This window comes from Pseudomonas sp. PSE1(2024), assembly GCF_050990555.1.
Classification (GTDB): Bacteria; Pseudomonadota; Gammaproteobacteria; order Pseudomonadales; family Pseudomonadaceae; genus Aquipseudomonas; species Aquipseudomonas aphyarum.
Window position 1 is genome coordinate 731716 of sequence record NZ_CP158967.1, and the last position, 15182, is coordinate 746897.

Genomic DNA, 15182 nt, shown 5'->3' on the forward strand with positions numbered 1-15182 from the left:
TGCCGGAAACACAGCGTAGCTTATTACTGAGACTCACCGCGTTCACGGGCAATGGCGCGGTAGCCAATGTCGGTGCGGTAGAAGCAGCCTTCCCAGTCGATGGCCTTGGCCAGTTTGTAGGCCTGCTCCTGGGCGGCGCCGACGCTGGCGCCCATGGCGGTGGCGCAAAGCACCCGACCACCGGCCGTCACGACCTTGCCGTCCTTGAGCGCAGTACCGGCGTGGAAGACCTTGCCTTCCAGTGCGGCGGCTGCGTCCAGACCGTTGATCGGCGCGCCCTTGGCGTAGTCGCCCGGGTAACCGCCGGCGGCCAGCACGATGCCGACGCTCGGACGTGGATCCCACTGTGCTTCAACCTTGTCCAGCGCCTGGGCCAGTGCGGCTTCGACCAGCAGCACCAGGCTCGATTGCAGACGCAGCATCACCGGTTGGGTTTCCGGATCGCCGAAACGGCAGTTGAACTCGATGACCTTCGGATTGCCGGCCTTGTCGATCATCAGACCGGCGTACAGGAAACCGGTGTAGACGTTGCCTTCGTCGGCCATGCCGCGCACGGTCGGCCAGATCACCTGGTCCATCACGCGCTGGTGCACGTCGGCGGTGACAACCGGAGCCGGGGAGTAAGCACCCATGCCGCCGGTGTTCGGGCCGCTGTCGCCGTCGCCGACGCGTTTGTGGTCTTGGCTGGTGGCCATCGGCAGAACGTTCTTGCCGTCGACCATGACGATGAAGCTGGCTTCTTCGCCGTCGAGGAATTCTTCGATGACAACGCGCGAACCGGCGTCGCCAAAGGCGTTGCCGGCGAGCATGTCGCGCACGGCGTCTTCGGCTTCGGCCAGGGTCATGGCGACGATCACGCCTTTACCGGCGGCCAGGCCGTCGGCCTTGATCACGATCGGTGCGCCTTTTTCACGCAGATAAGCCAGGGCCGGCTCGATCTCGGTGAAGTTCTGGTAATCGGCCGTCGGGATCTTGTGGCGTGCCAGGAAATCCTTGGTGAAGGCTTTCGAGCCTTCCAGCTGCGCGGCGCCAGCGGTCGGACCGAAGCAGTCCAGGCCACGGGAGCGGAACAGGTCGACGACGCCGGCCACCAATGGCACTTCCGGACCGACGATAGTCAGGGAAACGTTTTTCTCGGCGAAGTCAGCGAGCTGCTCAAGGGCCAGCACGTCGATGGCGACGTTTTCGCACTTGGCTTCAATCGCAGTGCCGGCGTTGCCCGGTGCCACGAAAACTTTCTGCACACGCGGATCCTGAGCCACTTTCCAGGCCAGTGCGTGTTCGCGGCCACCGCTGCCAATGATCAAAACATTCATTTCAAAAACCTCAAAATTCTGTCAGGCGCTGCTGGAGCGCTTTATGTGGGAGCGAGCCTGCTCGCGAAAGCGGTGTGTCAGTCAACGTCAACGTCGCTGGCAGATTGCATTCGCGAGCAGGCTCGCTCCCACATTTGAATCTGTGTATCAGTGACGGAAGTGGCGCATTCCGGTGAACACCATCGCGATGCCGGCTTCATCAGCAGCAGCAATCACTTCAGCATCACGCATCGAACCACCCGGCTGGATCACCGCCGTGATACCGACCTTGGCCGCATTGTCCAGACCGTCGCGGAACGGGAAGAACGCGTCCGACGCCATCACCGAACCAGCCACTTGCAGACCGGCGTGCTCAGCCTTGATCGCAGCGATACGCGCCGAATTCACGCGGCTCATCTGGCCGGCGCCAACACCGATGGTCTGACGGTTCTTGGCGTAGACGATGGCGTTGGATTTGACGAACTTGGCCACTTTCCAGGCGAAGATCAGGTCGTGGACTTCCTGTTCGGTCGGGGCGCGCTTGGTCACCACTTTCAGGTCGTCGGCGCCGATCATGCCGATGTCGCGGCTCTGTACCAGCAGGCCACCGTTGACGCGCTTGTAGTCCCAGGCCGGAACGCGATCCGCCGACCACTCGCCGCAGGCCAGCAGGCGCACGTTGGCCTTGGCTGCGACGATGGCGCGGGCTTCTTCGCTGACGCTTGGGGCGATGATCACTTCAACGAACTGACGCTCGACGATCGCCTTGGCGGTCTCGGCATCCAGTTCACGGTTGAAGGCGATGATGCCGCCGAACGCCGATTCGGTGTCAGTGGCGTAGGCCAGTTCGTAGGCCTGACGGATGCCGCCTTCGGCGTCCGGGCTCACGGCCACGCCGCACGGGTTGGCGTGCTTGACGATCACGCAGGCCGGTTTGACGAAGCTCTTCACGCATTCCAGCGCGGCGTCGGTGTCGGCCACGTTGTTGTACGACAGTTCCTTGCCTTGCAGCTGGGTGGCGGTAGCGATGCCGACTTCGGCAGGCTTGGCCTCAACGTAGAACGCTGCGCTCTGGTGCGGGTTCTCGCCGTAGCGCATTTCCTGGGCCTTGATGAACTGGCTGTTGAAGGTACGCGGGAATTCGCTGCGACCTTCAGTGCTGAGGGTGTCAGCGGCCTGGTTCACGGTGCCCATGTAGTTGGCGATCATGCCGTCGTAGGCGGCGGTGTGTTCGAACGCCTTGAGCATCAGGTCGAAACGCTGAGCGTAGGTCAGGCCGCCGGCCTTGAGGTTTTCCAGGACGTTGGCGTAATCGCTGGCATTCACCACGATGGCCACGTCTTTGTGGTTTTTCGCCGCCGAACGGACCATGGTCGGGCCGCCGATGTCGATGTTCTCGATGGCGGTCGGCAGGTCGCAGCCTGGCTTGCTGATGGTGGCTTCGAACGGGTACAGGTTGACGGCTACCAGATCGATCGGTTTGATGCCGTGCTCGTTCATGATGGCGTCGTCGATACCGCGACGACCGAGGATCCCGCCGTGGATTTTCGGGTGCAGGGTTTTCACCCGACCGTCCATCATCTCTGCGAAACCGGTGTAATCCGCGACTTCCACTGCGGCCACGCCGTTGTCCTGCAGCAGTTTGAAGGTCCCGCCGGTGGAAAGGATTTCCACGCCCAGGGCTTCCAGCTCCCTGGCGAATTCGAGGATCCCGGTCTTGTCGGAAACACTGATCAAGGCGCGGCGGATCGGCAGGCGGGTAGTCTGGTCGGTCATCTCAATTTCCATCAAAAGCAAGGGAAGTCAGCAAAAAAGGCGACCGGTTTTACGCGGGCGCCTTTCTGGTTTGATTGAATGCTTACAGCAGATCGTACTGCTTGAGTTTCTTGCGCAGCGTGCCGCGGTTCAGTCCGAGCAGCTCGCTGGCCTTGGTCTGGTTGCCCTTGACGTAGTTCATCACGCTTTCGAGCAGGGGAGCCTCGACTTCGGAGAGCACCAGGTTGTACACGTCCGTGACGGACGCGCCCTCAAGGTGGGCGAAATAATTGTGCAGCGCCTTCTCGACACTCCCGCGAAGGGTCTGGCCTTCTTCGCTCGGGGTATTGAGGTGCTGTTTCAAATTCACGTTGTCGCTCACGGGTGTTGTTCCACTCACTAAAGTCTCGGTCATCATCGTCATGCGGCCACCCCTTCTCCGTCCCCTGTCAGGCTCTTGTAACGTTCGGCGAAGAACTCCCGAACGTTGGCGCATTGTGTTTCCGTACCATCCAAACGATTGAAGTGGGCGCGAAATTCCCTGGCGCCCGGCAAGGTTGCGAGATACCAGCCCACATGCTTGCGGGCAATTCGCACGCCCATCACGTCCCCATAGAAGGCGTGAAGGGCGGCCAGATGCTCAAGCAGAATGCGTTCCACCTCGATCAGCTCCGGCGCCGGCAGTTTTTCGCCGGTACGCAGGAAGTGTTCGATCTCGCGAAAAATCCATGGCCGCCCCTGGGCAGCTCGGCCGATCAACAGGCCATCGGCACCGGTCGCGTCGAGCACGTAGCGGGCCTTTTCCGGCGATACGATGTCGCCGTTGGCAAAGACCGGAATCGACACCGCCTGCTTGATCGCGGCAATGGTGTCGTACTCGGCTTCGCCGGTGTACAGGTCGGCGCGGGTGCGGCCATGCACCGCCAGCGCCGTGATCCCGGCCTGCTCGGCGATCTTCGCCACGGTCAGGCCGTTCTTGTTGTCGCGATCCCATCCGGTGCGGATCTTCAGGGTCACCGGCACATCAACTGCCGCCACGACGGCGTTCAGGATCTCGGTAACCAGTGCCTCATCCTTCAACAACGCGGAGCCGGCGGCCTTGTTGCAGACCTTCTTCGCCGGGCAACCCATGTTGATATCAATAATCTGTGCGCCCAGTTCGACGTTGGCCCGGGCCGCATCCGCCAGCATCTGCGCATCGCCACCGGCGATCTGCACCGAGCGTGGCTCGGGATCGCCTTCGTGGATCATGCGCATGCGCGACTTGCGGGTGTTCCACAGGCTCATGTCACTGGTGACCATTTCCGAGACTACAAGCCCTGCGCCCAAACGCTTGCACAGCTGACGAAAGGGCTGGTCGGTGACGCCCGCCATCGGGGCGAGGATCAAGCCGTTCTGCAATGTATATGGGCCGATGCGTACCGCCGACATAGGACTTCCCTGAAGTGGGGCCGGATCATGAGAGTTCGAAAAAGGGTTGGCATGATACCCGCTCTCGATGACTGGATAAAGGCTGAATTGAACAAAATCTGAACAGTTATTCTGTTATTACCGGCGGTTTGGTCGCGCGCTGCGCAGTCAGAAAACTGCCGTCAATCTGGAAGCGGTGAAGCGTTTCACTCGGGCGAGTGGAAACTCAGGCTGTAGTTCACGGCTTTCGGGCCTGGATCGAGGATGTCCAGGGCGATGTGGATCGGCGTCTGCGGCGGCATTTCCGCCATGCCTTCGAGGTCGCCGTTGAGGTATTCGCCGGGTTTGAAGCGACGACTGGCGATCAGATGACCGTTGAGGTCGGCGAAGCGCAGCTCCAGCAGCGGAAACGGCTGCGAGAACGGCGCGCGGTTATAGATGATCGCGTCCACCACCAGCGCACCGCTGAATTCCGGGTGGCTGCGCACCACCAGATTACTGCTCTTGATCTTGGCGATATCGACCTTGGACGGCACCGTGCAGCCGATTTGCGGGCACAGTTGCTGGAACCACGGCCGGTATTGATCCTGGCGCGCCAGTTCATCGAAGTGATAGGCGATGTACTGTCCGCCCAGGCCGGCAGCGGCGAGTACGATCAGCAACAGCCAGAGCAGGCGACGGCCCCAGGGCGAGCGGCGTTTCTGCCAGTCCAGTTGCAGCGGATCGTCGGTCAGATCCTGCAAGGCTTCGGCGCGAACGCTGGATTCAACGCGTTCGCGTTTTTTGCGCGGAGCTTCGATCAGTGGCAGTTCGTCGTCGACGTCGTCGCTGGCCGACAGGCGTTCGCGGCGGGCATTCGGGTCGATCGGATCGTGCAGGCGCAGTTGCGGGATCGGCGGTTCATCGTCGAGATCCACCGGTTCCAGCGACAGCGAAGGTTCGGTGCGCTCCGGTTTGATCGGCTCGGGCTCGACGACGTCGGGTTCATCTTCGACTTCGGGTGCGCGCTCATCTGCCGGTTCGCTGAACAGGCTGTCCGGCCACGTCGTGTCTTCCGGTTCGTGGCTGTCGCGGCGAGCGCTCAGGGCATCTTCGCGTGGGCGGCCGAACTCGGTCGTTGGCTGGATTTCCCGTTGCTCGAGGCGGGCCAGTTCTTCGTCCAGATCCAGACTGTCCAGATCCAGCTCGGCGGCGCTCCATTGCTTCTGGCTGATGGCGCGCGGCTCGGGCGTTTCGACGATGGCCGGTGGTTCGACAGGCGCAGGCTCGCTGATCGGCGGCTCGCTGATTAGCGGCGCCACCGGCGTGACCGCTTCCTTGCCTGCGTGTTGCTCCAGCAATTGCTTGGCGGCATTGAACACTTGCAGGCAGGAGCCGCAACGAACCACCCCGCGTGCCACACTCAACTGAGCGTGGCTGACGCGGAAACTGGTTTGGCAATGCGGGCACTGGGTGACGAAGCTGTCGGTCATGCGGCGATCCGGATTGAACAGGCGGTCATTCTAGCGCCGACGGCCGGTGATGCGCACCCAGCCATCACGATTGGCGATCGGGTCGAGATCAAAGTCCTGCGCGTAGGCGGCAGCGACTTCGTCACCTTGTTCGGCAAGAATCCCGGACAGCGCCAGACGCCCGCCGGACTTGACCAGGCCGGACAGTTGCGGCGCCAGGGAAACCAGCGGACCGGCCAGAATGTTGGCGACCAGTACGTCGGCTTTGACCTGCGGCAGGTCTTCCGGCAGGTACAGCGGGAACAGCTCGTCAGCGATGTTGTTGCGCCCGGCGTTGTCACGCGAAGCTTCGAGTGCCTGCACGTCGATGTCGGTGCCCACGGCTTCTTTCGCGCCGAGCAGCAGGGCGGCAATCGCCAGAATCCCCGAGCCGCAGCCGAAATCCAGCACGTTGCAGTCTTTCAGGTCCTGGCCGTCCAGCCATTCCAGGCACAGGGCGGTGGTCGGGTGGGTGCCGGTGCCGAACGCCAGGCCCGGATCCAGCAGCAGGTTGACCGCGTCCGGCTCCGGTGCGGCGTGCCAGCTCGGCACGATCCACAGGCGCTGGCCGAAGCGCATCGGCTGGAAACCATCCATCCAGCTGCGTTCCCAGTCCTGGTCTTCGATCACTTCGCTGTGGTGCTCGGGCAGCGGGCTGCCGGTCAGCAGTTCCAGATGGGCCAGTACCGGGGCGGCTTCGGTGCCGCCCTCGAACAGGGCCAGCAGGTGGGTGTGCGCCCACAGCGGGGTGGTATTGAGTTCCGGTTCGAAGATCGGCTGATCTTCGGCGTCCATGAAGGTCACCGAAACGGCGCCCACTTCAAGGAAAGCGTCTTCGTAGGTTTCGGCTTGTTCCGGGCTGATGGCGAGTCTTACTTGCAGCCAAGGCATGGCGGGCACCTGTGAAAAAGATTGATTGCAGCCTAGCGGCCTGCGAGAAGCGCGCAAGTTTACGCGAGCGCGACGGTTTTGTGGGAGCGGGGAATGTGTGAGCAGATGAAACCTGCAGAAACAACAAAGCCGCCCGAAGGCGGCCTTGTCAGGTGCGGGCTGAAGCTTAGTGCTTCTCGCCAGCCAGCTTGTGCTCGAGGTAGTGAATGTTCACGCCCCCTTTGCAGAAGCCTTCGTCGCGGGTCAGATCACGGTGCAGCGGGATGTTGGTCTTGATCCCGTCGACCACGATTTCGTCCAGGGCATTGCGCATGCGGGCCATGGCTTCGTCGCGGGTCGCGCCGTAAGTGATCAGCTTGCCGATCAGCGAGTCGTAGTTCGGCGGAACGGCATAACCGCTGTACAGGTGCGAATCGACGCGAACGCCGTTGCCGCCTGGAGCGTGGAAATGCTTGACCGTACCCGGGCTCGGCATGAAGGTTTTCGGGTCTTCGGCGTTGATCCGGCATTCCAGCGAGTGACCGCGGATCACCACATCATCCTGGGTATACGACAGCTTGTTGCCAGCGGCGATGCTGAGCATCTCCTTGACGATGTCGATACCGGTGACCATTTCCGAAACCGGGTGCTCCACCTGAACACGGGTGTTCATTTCGATGAAGTAGAAACGACCGTTCTCGTACAGGAACTCGAAGGTGCCGGCGCCACGGTAGCCGATGTCGATGCACGCCTTGACGCAGCGAGCCAGGACTTCCTTGCGCGCGTTCTCGTCGATGCCCGGTGCTGGCGCTTCTTCGAGAACCTTCTGGTGACGGCGTTGCAGCGAGCAATCGCGGTCGCCCAGATGGATGGCGTTGCCCTGGCCGTCGGACAGAACCTGCACTTCGACGTGGCGCGGGTTGGTCAGGAATTTTTCCAGATAGACCATCGGGTTGCCGAACGCCGCGCCAGCTTCGGAGCGGGTCAGTTTCGCCGAGGCGATCAGGTCTTCTTCCTTGTGCACCACACGCATGCCGCGACCACCACCGCCGCCGGCGGCCTTGATGATCACCGGGTAGCCGACTTCACGACCGATGCGCAGCGCCGTTTCCTCGTCTTCCGGCAGCGGACCGTCGGAACCTGGAACGGTTGGCACGCCCGCTTCGATCATCGCGTGCTTGGCCGATACCTTGTCGCCCATCAGGCGAATGGTGTCGGCTTTCGGGCCGATGAAGGCGAAGCCGGAGTTCTCGACCTGCTCGGCAAAGTCGGCGTTTTCCGCGAGGAAACCGTAGCCTGGGTGAATGGCGGTAGCGCCAGTCACTTCAGCGGCAGCGATGATGGCCGGGATGTGCAGGTAGGACTGAGCGGCAGAAGCCGGGCCGATGCAGACGGATTCGTCTGCCAGACCCAGGTGCATCAGCTCTTTGTCGGCCTTGGAGTAAACGGCGACGGTCTTGATGCCCATCTCTTTGCAGGCACGCAGAATCCGCAGGGCGATCTCACCGCGGTTAGCGATCAGAACTTTTTCCAACTTCGCAGTCATCAAAGGCTCTCCGCAGTTCAAACGATGGTGAACAGCGGTTGGTCGTACTCAACCGGCTGGCCGTCTTCGACGAGGATGGACTCGATCACACCGCTGGTTTCAGCTTCGATGTGGTTCATCATCTTCATGGCTTCGACGATGCACAGGGTGTCGCCTTTCTTCACGGTCTGGCCGACTTCAACGAAGGACGGCGAGGTTGGCGAAGATTTGCGATAGAAGGTGCCGACCATCGGCGAACGGGCAACGGTGCCGTTCAGCGCTGGAGCAGCAGCGGCAGCCGGAGCTGCTGCAGCAGCAACCGGAGCGGCAGCGGCGGCAGGTGCAGCGGCCGGAGCCTGCATCGGAGCCGGTGCGTAATACTGCTGCGCCGGGGTCTTGCTGTGACGGCTGATGCGTACGGACTCTTCGCCTTCCTTGATCTCGAGCTCGTCGATGCCGGACTCTTCCAGCAATTCGATCAGTTTCTTAACTTTACGGATATCCATGAATCATCAACTCCCAAGGGTCGGTCAGGGGCGTATAGCTTGTTGTTCAAGCTGCTCTAGTGCAGCCTCCAGGGCCAGTCGATAACCGCTGGCGCCAAGGCCGCAGATCACTCCTACCGCTACATCGGAGAAGTAAGAGTGATGGCGGAAAGGTTCGCGTTTGTGCACGTTGGACAAATGCACTTCGATGAATGGGATGCTCACTCCCAGCAGCGCGTCACGTAATGCGACACTTGTGTGTGTAAATGCTGCCGGGTTGATCAGAATGAAGTCCACGCCCTCGCCGCGTGCGGCGTGGATGCGGTCGATCAATTCGTACTCGGCGTTGCTTTGCAGATACAGCAGATGATGGCCGGCTTCACGGGCGCGGCGTTCCAGATCCTGATTGATCTGCGCCAGGGTGGTCGACCCGTAGGTCCCGGGTTCCCGGGTGCCGAGCAGGTTCAGGTTGGGGCCGTGCAGCACCAGTAGCGTTGCCATCTGCGTGTTCCTTGTTATGGGTGAGCCTTCGTCAGAACCCGGCGACTATGCCGCAAAGACTTTGTGACTGTCCAGTTCTCTGCAATAGCCAGCACGATGTCCGATGTTTGCGCAAAATATGTGACTGACTGATTAAATCCGGTCATTCGCTTTGGCGACACGTTCGGCGAAGTCGCTGGTGTTGATCTCGCCGATCACCCGCACATCGCGACGTTCCACCCCGTCCTTGCCGAAGAACATCAGCGCCGGTGGGCCGAACAGGCTGTAGCGGTCGAGCAGGGTGCGCTGTTCGGCATTGCTTGCGGTGATATCGAAGCGGATCAGCCGATAGCCCTTGAGCCGATCGACGACTGTCGCGTCATTGAGCACTTCGTGTTCGATGACTTTGCAGCTGATGCACCAGTCGGCGTACCAGTCGAGCAGCAGCGGGGTGCCGGCGGTTTTCGCTTCGAGCAGCACTCGATCCAGTTCCGCCGGGGTGCTGACGGTCTGCCACGAACCGCTGTTTTGCGCGGTCGAGCCACTGTCGGCAAGGCGTGCCGGGGCTATCGGATTCAGCGGGTCGGTCTGCCCGCTGAACGCGCCGTACCAGCAGGCCAGCGCATAAAACAGCAGGAACATGCCGAGCAACTGGCCGAGGCGTTTGCGCGGCGGTTTGTAGACGAATTCCAGAGCGCCGAGGAACAGGCCGACACCGCCGGCCAGCAGGCCGATCAGCAGCAAGGTGATCTGCCCCGGCAACACCCGGCTGAGCAACCCGATGGCCAACCCGAGCAGCAACACGCCGATGCCGTTCTTCACGTACATCATCCACGGCCCGCTTTTCGGCAGCCACGCTGCGCCGCCGGTGGCCACCAGCAACAGCGGCGCGCCCATGCCCAGCCCGAGCATGAACAGCTTCAGGCCGCCGCCCAGCGCATCGCCGCTGGCGCTTATATAAAGCAGCGCGCCGGCCAGCGGGGCGGAAACACACGGGGATACCAGCAGACTCGACACCACGCCCAACACCGCCGCGCCCCACAGCGAGCCGCCTTCGGTACGGCCGGCGATCCGGTCGAGGCGGCTGCTGATGAAGTGCGGCAGTTTCAGCTCGAACACGCCGAACATCGCCAGCGCGAACACCGCAAAGAACATCGCAAACGGCACCAGCACCCACGCCGATTGCAGCCGCGCCTGCAAATTCAGTTGCGCGCCGAACAGCCCCATCAGCGCGCCAAGCAGCGCGAAGCACGCCGCCATCGGCAGCACATAAGCCAGCGACAGATTGAAGCCGCGCCAACCGCCGACCTGCCCGCGCAACACCACGCCGGACAGGATCGGCAGCATCGGCAACACACAAGGCGTGAAGGTCAGGCCCAGGCCCGCCAGGAAGAACAGCGCCAGATCACGCCAGTCCCAATCCGTCACCGGAGCGGACGCGTCACTTGCCGCTGCGTTGCCCTCGATGCTCAGGCGTTCGGTTTCCGGTGGGTAGCACAAACCCTTGTCGGCACAGCCCTGATAGGTGACGGCCAACGTAAACGCCCGGGAATCATTGCGCGGCAGCTCCACATCGAGAATGCCGTGGTAGACCTCGACGTCGCCGAAATACTCGTCGTGTTTCTGTTCGCCTTGGGGCAGTTGTGCGGCGCCAAGTTTTACCTCGGCAGGCTCGGCACGAAACTGGAAGCGATGGCGGTAGAGGTAATAGCCTTCGGTGGCGACGAAGCGCAGTTTGACCGATTGCGGCGTGCTCTCGACCAGGCTCAGTTGAAAGGCTTCGCGCACCGGCAGGAAATCGGCGCTGTTGTTGACCGAGCCCAGCGTGGCGCTGGGTTTGCTGTCGAACAGACCGGCGGCGCCGGCCGGCAGGGCGAAGACGAAAAACAGCAGGCAGAGCAGACGGCGCATGACAATCTCGCGAATCAAAGGTGCGGGAATGATAGCGGACTTGGCCCTGCGCTGTGTGTCACACGCGGAACGCCTGCACGGCGGTGTGCAGCTGACCTCCCAGTAACAGCAGGTTCTCGCCCTGCTCGCGGCCCTGACCGATGCGCAGCAGATTGTCCCCGCCCAATTGGTGAATCCGTTCGCTGTGATCGCGGATCTCGCTGACCGCGCCGCTCTGTTGCGCGGTGATGTCGGCGATGCGGATCGCGGTGTCGGAGATGGTCTGGATCGCGCCGACAATCTTGTCCAGCGCCCCGTCCGCCGATTGCGCCTGATTGGCCGTGGCCTCGGCGTGTTCGACCTGCGCGCGCATGCCCTCGACCGATTGCCGGGCGGCGGTTTGCAGGCCGGCGATCAGGGTCTGGATTTCCGCGGTGGCGCCGGCGGTGCGTTGCGCCAGCGAGCGCACTTCCTCGGCCACCACGGCAAAACCCCGGCCCATTTCCCCGGCGCGGGCAGCTTCGATCGCCGCGTTGAGCGCCAGCAGGTTGGTCTGGTCGGCAATCGAGCGGATCACCGTCAGCACGCCGCCGATGGTTGCCGACTCTTCGGCCAGGTGTTCGATCATCTGCGCGTTGCCTTGCACTTCGCCGACCAGTGCGTGCAGACCAGTGAGGCTCTGGCCGATCACTTGTTGCCCGTGTTCGACGGCCAGCCCGGCATGGCGACTGGCGTCGGCGGCCTGCCTTGCATCGCCGGCCACTTGCTGGATGGTCGCTTCCAGTTCGCCGAGGGAATCACGGATCAGCGCGGTATCGCCGGCCTGATGTTCGGCGCCGCTGTGCAAGTCATTGCTCAGTTCGGCGAGGGTGCGGCTGCTGCCGGCCACTTGCTCGGCATTGCCGCGAATGGTCCCGACCAAGTCCACCAGATAGGCACGCAGGCGATTGAGCGAGGCTTCGATGTCGTGTAGCTCGCGGTTGGTCTTGCCCAGATGAATGTCGCGGCTGAAATCGCCTTCGGCCCAGGTCGACAAGGCTGGCGCGAGGTTGGTCAGGGTGCGGGCCAGGCGTCGCTGCAGGGTGTCGATCAGCAGCGCGATCAGCAGAATAAGGCCGATCATCACGCCTTGCATCAGCCGTACTTCGCCCTGGATCTGCCCGTGCTGGGCACGCACCACGGGTTCGAGACCAGCGATGGCCTGCTGCACGGCAGCGATTTTCTGGTGGGTCGCGGTGCTCAGGTCGGTGCGTTTCTGGATCTGCTCGCGGGTGCGCGCCAGCTCGGCCGGGTAACGGCCGAGCAAACTGTTGAGCTCGCGTTTGAGGCCGACGCCGGCGTCTTCGGCAGCGGCTTTTTCCGTGCTTTCGATTCCCATCATCGCGGCGAAATCGTCGCTGCCGGACTCACTGCTGGCGACCACGCCGAGCAAGGGCAGGGCGTCGATCGTCTGGGCCTGGGTGCGGATGTTGCTGACTTCGCGCTCGACATCGGCGGCCAGTTCACTGCGTCCGCTGCTGACCAGTTTGTCCCGGGCCAGCGACAGTTTGCCCAGATGTTGAGAGGCGACCAGCAGGGGCGTCAGGTAGGTCGCGTTGCCGCCGGCGTAGGTGCTGAGCTGGTCGAGGCTGGCGCTCAATTCCCGCTCGGCCTGCAACAGCAGGGCCTGCGGATCACCGGCCAGTTTGCCGGCGGCCAGCAGGTCGGTCTTGCTGAATTCATCGAGGCCGGTGAGGCTCGGGCGCAAGTTGTCGGCCAGCGCCGGCGGCAGCTCGCCGAGTTCTTTCTGCAATTGATCGATGGCCTGGCTGGCGCTGCTCAGGCGCAGGGCGTCGCCGCTGGCGAGGTAATCCTCGACATTGCGTGCCACGTCATTCTGAAATTGCTGCGACAGCCCCAGGTAACGCTCCATCAACAGATACGGGCGCTCCAGGGCTTTCTGCGACCACCACAGCGTGGCGCCGAGGGCCACGCAGACGGCGACCAGCAACAGAGTATTGAGATTGGTGAGCAACTTCAGGCGCATGACGGCTACCAACGGCAGAATGGTAAGCGCCTGAATTTATTGCGGTTCTGTTACAGGGTTATGACCGATTGGGTCGAATCCGATGAAAAAGTGGCACTTTGCTTTGAGTCGCGCGCGGTCTGCACCCGGTTGCGTCCTTCGCCCTTGGCGCGGTACAGCGCCTCGTCGGCCTGGCTGGCCATCATCAGGCTGTCGGAGTCGTCGTGCATTTCCACCACGCCGGCACTGAAGGTGCACCACAGATCCTGCGGCTGGGCCGGATAGTGAATTTCGGCAAAGCGCTGGCGGATTTCGTCGAGCACTTTGTGCGCCGCTTCTATATCGGTGTCCGGCATGACGATGGCGAATTCCTCGCCGCCGTAACGGCCGATGAAGTCGGTCTTGCGCAGACGCTGCTTGAGAAACAGCGCCAGGCTCTTGATCACCCGATCGCCCATGGGATGGCCGTGGCTGTCATTGACCCGCTTGAAGTGGTCGATGTCGAGCATCGCAAAGCTCAGCGGCTTGTTCTCACGGCGGGCGCGGAACGAGCAGTCTTCGAGCAATTGCAGAATGTGCGTGTGGTTGTACAGGCCGGTGAGGCTGTCGCGGACCATCCGTGCCTTCAAGTTGCGCGCGCGGGCGGCGCGGTTGCGCACAGTGGTGATCAGGTGGCGCGGCTTGATCGGCTTGGTCAGGAAGTCATCGCCACCTTCGCTCATGGCGTCGAGTTGCTTGTCCAGATCGTCTTCGGCCGACAGGTAAATGATCGGCACGCTGACGTAGCGGTCGTTGTGGCGGATGACCTTGGCCAGCTCGGTGCCGGTGCAAGCCGGCATGTACATGTCGAGGATGATCAGATCCGGCTGGAAGTCCGCCAGCTCGGCCATGGCCTGGATCGGTTCGATCAAGGTGCGGGTGACGATCCCGGCGCTGTTGAGCAGGCGTTCGGTGTGCAGGGCCTGGGCGCGGGAGTCGTCGATGATCAGCACTTTATAGGGTTCGTACTGGGCGACGCAGGTCAGGACTTCGATCTTCTCCAGCAGGCTCGAGGCTTCGAGGGTGCCGGTGAGGAATTCCTGGCCACCGGCGCGCACCGCCGCGAGGCGGGTCGGGGTGTCGGTTTCGTGCAGGCTGAAGAACAGCAGCGGCAGCGGTTCTTCCAGACCTTGCTGAGCTTCGGCGGCCAGTTTCAGGCCGACGCCGGCGCCGCTGAAATCCACGTCCATGACAATCGCGGCCGGCAGGCGCTCGACCATCGAGGAGCGAAACGCCGACACGCTGTCCAGCGCCTGGGCGCTCAGACCGAAAAACTCCAGCTGCTTGGCCAGCCGCTCGGCGCGGTCGTGATCCTGCAGCATCACGTAGATCGGTTTGCGCAGGGGCGGCAGAAAGGTCTGATCAAGCTGATCGCCATGGCGCAGGCCGGTGCGCGACAAGCGCTGCATCAAACGGTTGAGATCGGTGATCAGGCCGCTGCTCAGGCGCCCGCGATTGGCGTCCACCGCTTCCAGCGACTGGCTGATGTGGCGGGCCAGCTGCGTGTGTTCGGGCTGTTCGAAGCGCTCGGCAAAACGCAGCAGGCGCAGATTGGCCTCGCTCAGTTCGGCGAGATCGGCAGTGGACCACTCACTGCGTTGCAGGCGCTGCCATATCTCAAGAATCTGACGTGCCTGATGAATTACCCGCTGGGCAAAGTGGTGCTTGAGGCGCTCACGGCTGGGGTCTTCTGGCTCGGTCATATCCTGACTACTAGTTAGGGTGCATGCTGAGATCGACTGGTGGCTCTATGCTAGCACCTCTTTTCCCTTACATGAGTGTCGTACGTCAATAATCTGCGGTACGACGTCATTCAGTTTCTGACTGTCGGGTTTCAATTTGAACCTGATCGTCGGGGAAGTCCCCATCTACCGGGCATTTGCCGATCTGAATGCCGGTGAGTTTATCGGAGGATGAGAAAGGTGGAGCAGGGTGTTT

12 protein-coding genes are annotated in these 15182 nt (G+C 62.3%); all 12 read right to left on the reverse strand.

The genetic code is table 11. The features are described from left to right. Window positions 1-23: 23 nt before the first annotated feature. The 12 genes from purD to gcbA all read right to left on the reverse strand — a co-directional run bounded on the left by purD (window position 24) and on the right by gcbA (window position 14947). The gene (purD, locus tag ABTV87_RS03145) at window positions 24-1316 is read right to left on the reverse strand and encodes a phosphoribosylamine--glycine ligase (protein WP_433898977.1); all 1293 of its coding nucleotides are present in this window, start codon (window positions 1314-1316) and stop codon (window positions 24-26) included. Window positions 1317-1463: 147 nt separating this feature from the next. Further along, window positions 1464-3071 (reverse strand): bifunctional phosphoribosylaminoimidazolecarboxamide formyltransferase/IMP cyclohydrolase, encoded by a 1608-nt coding sequence (purH, locus tag ABTV87_RS03150; RefSeq protein ID WP_102688348.1) that lies wholly within the window; start codon window positions 3069-3071, stop codon window positions 1464-1466. 82 nt (window positions 3072-3153) lie between these two features. After that, the gene (fis, locus tag ABTV87_RS03155) at window positions 3154-3474 is read right to left on the reverse strand and encodes a DNA-binding transcriptional regulator Fis (RefSeq protein WP_002555375.1); all 321 of its coding nucleotides are present in this window, start codon (window positions 3472-3474) and stop codon (window positions 3154-3156) included. Continuing rightward, window positions 3471-4481, reverse strand: a complete 1011-nt coding sequence (gene dusB, locus ABTV87_RS03160; RefSeq protein WP_011332261.1) for a tRNA dihydrouridine synthase DusB — start codon at window positions 4479-4481, stop codon at window positions 3471-3473. The genes fis and dusB overlap by 4 nt, the downstream gene beginning before the upstream one ends. A 185-nt stretch (window positions 4482-4666) precedes the next feature. Next, window positions 4667-5932 carry a DUF3426 domain-containing protein gene (locus tag ABTV87_RS03165; RefSeq protein ID WP_433898978.1) on the reverse strand — a complete coding sequence of 422 codons (1266 nt, stop codon included), beginning with the start codon at window positions 5930-5932 and terminating at the stop codon, window positions 4667-4669. Window positions 5933-5962: 30 nt separating this feature from the next. After that, a complete protein-coding gene (gene prmA, locus ABTV87_RS03170; protein ID WP_007951025.1) occupies window positions 5963-6841 on the reverse strand; it encodes a 50S ribosomal protein L11 methyltransferase in 879 nt (292 codons plus the stop codon). 166 nt (window positions 6842-7007) lie between these two features. Next, the gene (gene accC / locus ABTV87_RS03175; RefSeq protein ID WP_007951024.1) at window positions 7008-8366 is read right to left on the reverse strand and encodes an acetyl-CoA carboxylase biotin carboxylase subunit; all 1359 of its coding nucleotides are present in this window, start codon (window positions 8364-8366) and stop codon (window positions 7008-7010) included. A gap of 17 nt (window positions 8367-8383) precedes the next feature. Further along, window positions 8384-8851, reverse strand: a complete 468-nt coding sequence (gene accB, locus ABTV87_RS03180) for an acetyl-CoA carboxylase biotin carboxyl carrier protein (protein WP_007951023.1) — start codon at window positions 8849-8851, stop codon at window positions 8384-8386. 24 nt (window positions 8852-8875) lie between these two features. After that, window positions 8876-9331: a type II 3-dehydroquinate dehydratase gene (gene aroQ / locus ABTV87_RS03185; protein WP_007951022.1), complete on the reverse strand. Its 456-nt coding sequence runs from the start codon at window positions 9329-9331 to the stop codon at window positions 8876-8878. A gap of 132 nt (window positions 9332-9463) precedes the next feature. Beyond that, the gene (locus ABTV87_RS03190) at window positions 9464-11221 is read right to left on the reverse strand and encodes a protein-disulfide reductase DsbD (RefSeq protein ID WP_433898979.1); all 1758 of its coding nucleotides are present in this window, start codon (window positions 11219-11221) and stop codon (window positions 9464-9466) included. A gap of 58 nt (window positions 11222-11279) precedes the next feature. Beyond that, a complete protein-coding gene (locus ABTV87_RS03195) occupies window positions 11280-13226 on the reverse strand; it encodes a methyl-accepting chemotaxis protein (protein ID WP_433898980.1) in 1947 nt (648 codons plus the stop codon). A gap of 50 nt (window positions 13227-13276) precedes the next feature. Continuing rightward, the gene (gcbA, locus tag ABTV87_RS03200) at window positions 13277-14947 is read right to left on the reverse strand and encodes a diguanylate cyclase GcbA (protein WP_085609200.1); all 1671 of its coding nucleotides are present in this window, start codon (window positions 14945-14947) and stop codon (window positions 13277-13279) included. Between the last annotated feature and the right edge of the window lie 235 nt (window positions 14948-15182).

What these genes read in the sequence shown, in the direction of transcription:
- purD (WP_433898977.1), bottom strand. Translation starts at nt 1,316, where the DNA reads ATGAATGTTTTGATCATTGGCAGCGGTGGCCGCGAACACGCACTGGCC.
- purH (WP_102688348.1), bottom strand. Translation starts at nt 3,071, where the DNA reads ATGACCGACCAGACTACCCGCCTGCCGATCCGCCGCGCCTTGATCAGT.
- fis (WP_002555375.1), bottom strand. Translation starts at nt 3,474, where the DNA reads ATGACGATGATGACCGAGACTTTAGTGAGTGGAACAACACCCGTGAGC.
- dusB (WP_011332261.1), bottom strand. Translation starts at nt 4,481, where the DNA reads ATGTCGGCGGTACGCATCGGCCCATATACATTGCAGAACGGCTTGATC.
- ABTV87_RS03165 (WP_433898978.1), bottom strand. Translation starts at nt 5,932, where the DNA reads ATGACCGACAGCTTCGTCACCCAGTGCCCGCATTGCCAAACCAGTTTC.
- prmA (WP_007951025.1), bottom strand. Translation starts at nt 6,841, where the DNA reads ATGCCTTGGCTGCAAGTAAGACTCGCCATCAGCCCGGAACAAGCCGAA.
- accC (WP_007951024.1), bottom strand. Translation starts at nt 8,366, where the DNA reads ATGACTGCGAAGTTGGAAAAAGTTCTGATCGCTAACCGCGGTGAGATC.
- accB (WP_007951023.1), bottom strand. Translation starts at nt 8,851, where the DNA reads ATGGATATCCGTAAAGTTAAGAAACTGATCGAATTGCTGGAAGAGTCC.
- aroQ (WP_007951022.1), bottom strand. Translation starts at nt 9,331, where the DNA reads ATGGCAACGCTACTGGTGCTGCACGGCCCCAACCTGAACCTGCTCGGC.
- ABTV87_RS03190 (WP_433898979.1), bottom strand. Translation starts at nt 11,221, where the DNA reads ATGCGCCGTCTGCTCTGCCTGCTGTTTTTCGTCTTCGCCCTGCCGGCC.
- ABTV87_RS03195 (WP_433898980.1), bottom strand. Translation starts at nt 13,226, where the DNA reads ATGCGCCTGAAGTTGCTCACCAATCTCAATACTCTGTTGCTGGTCGCC.
- gcbA (WP_085609200.1), bottom strand. Translation starts at nt 14,947, where the DNA reads ATGACCGAGCCAGAAGACCCCAGCCGTGAGCGCCTCAAGCACCACTTT.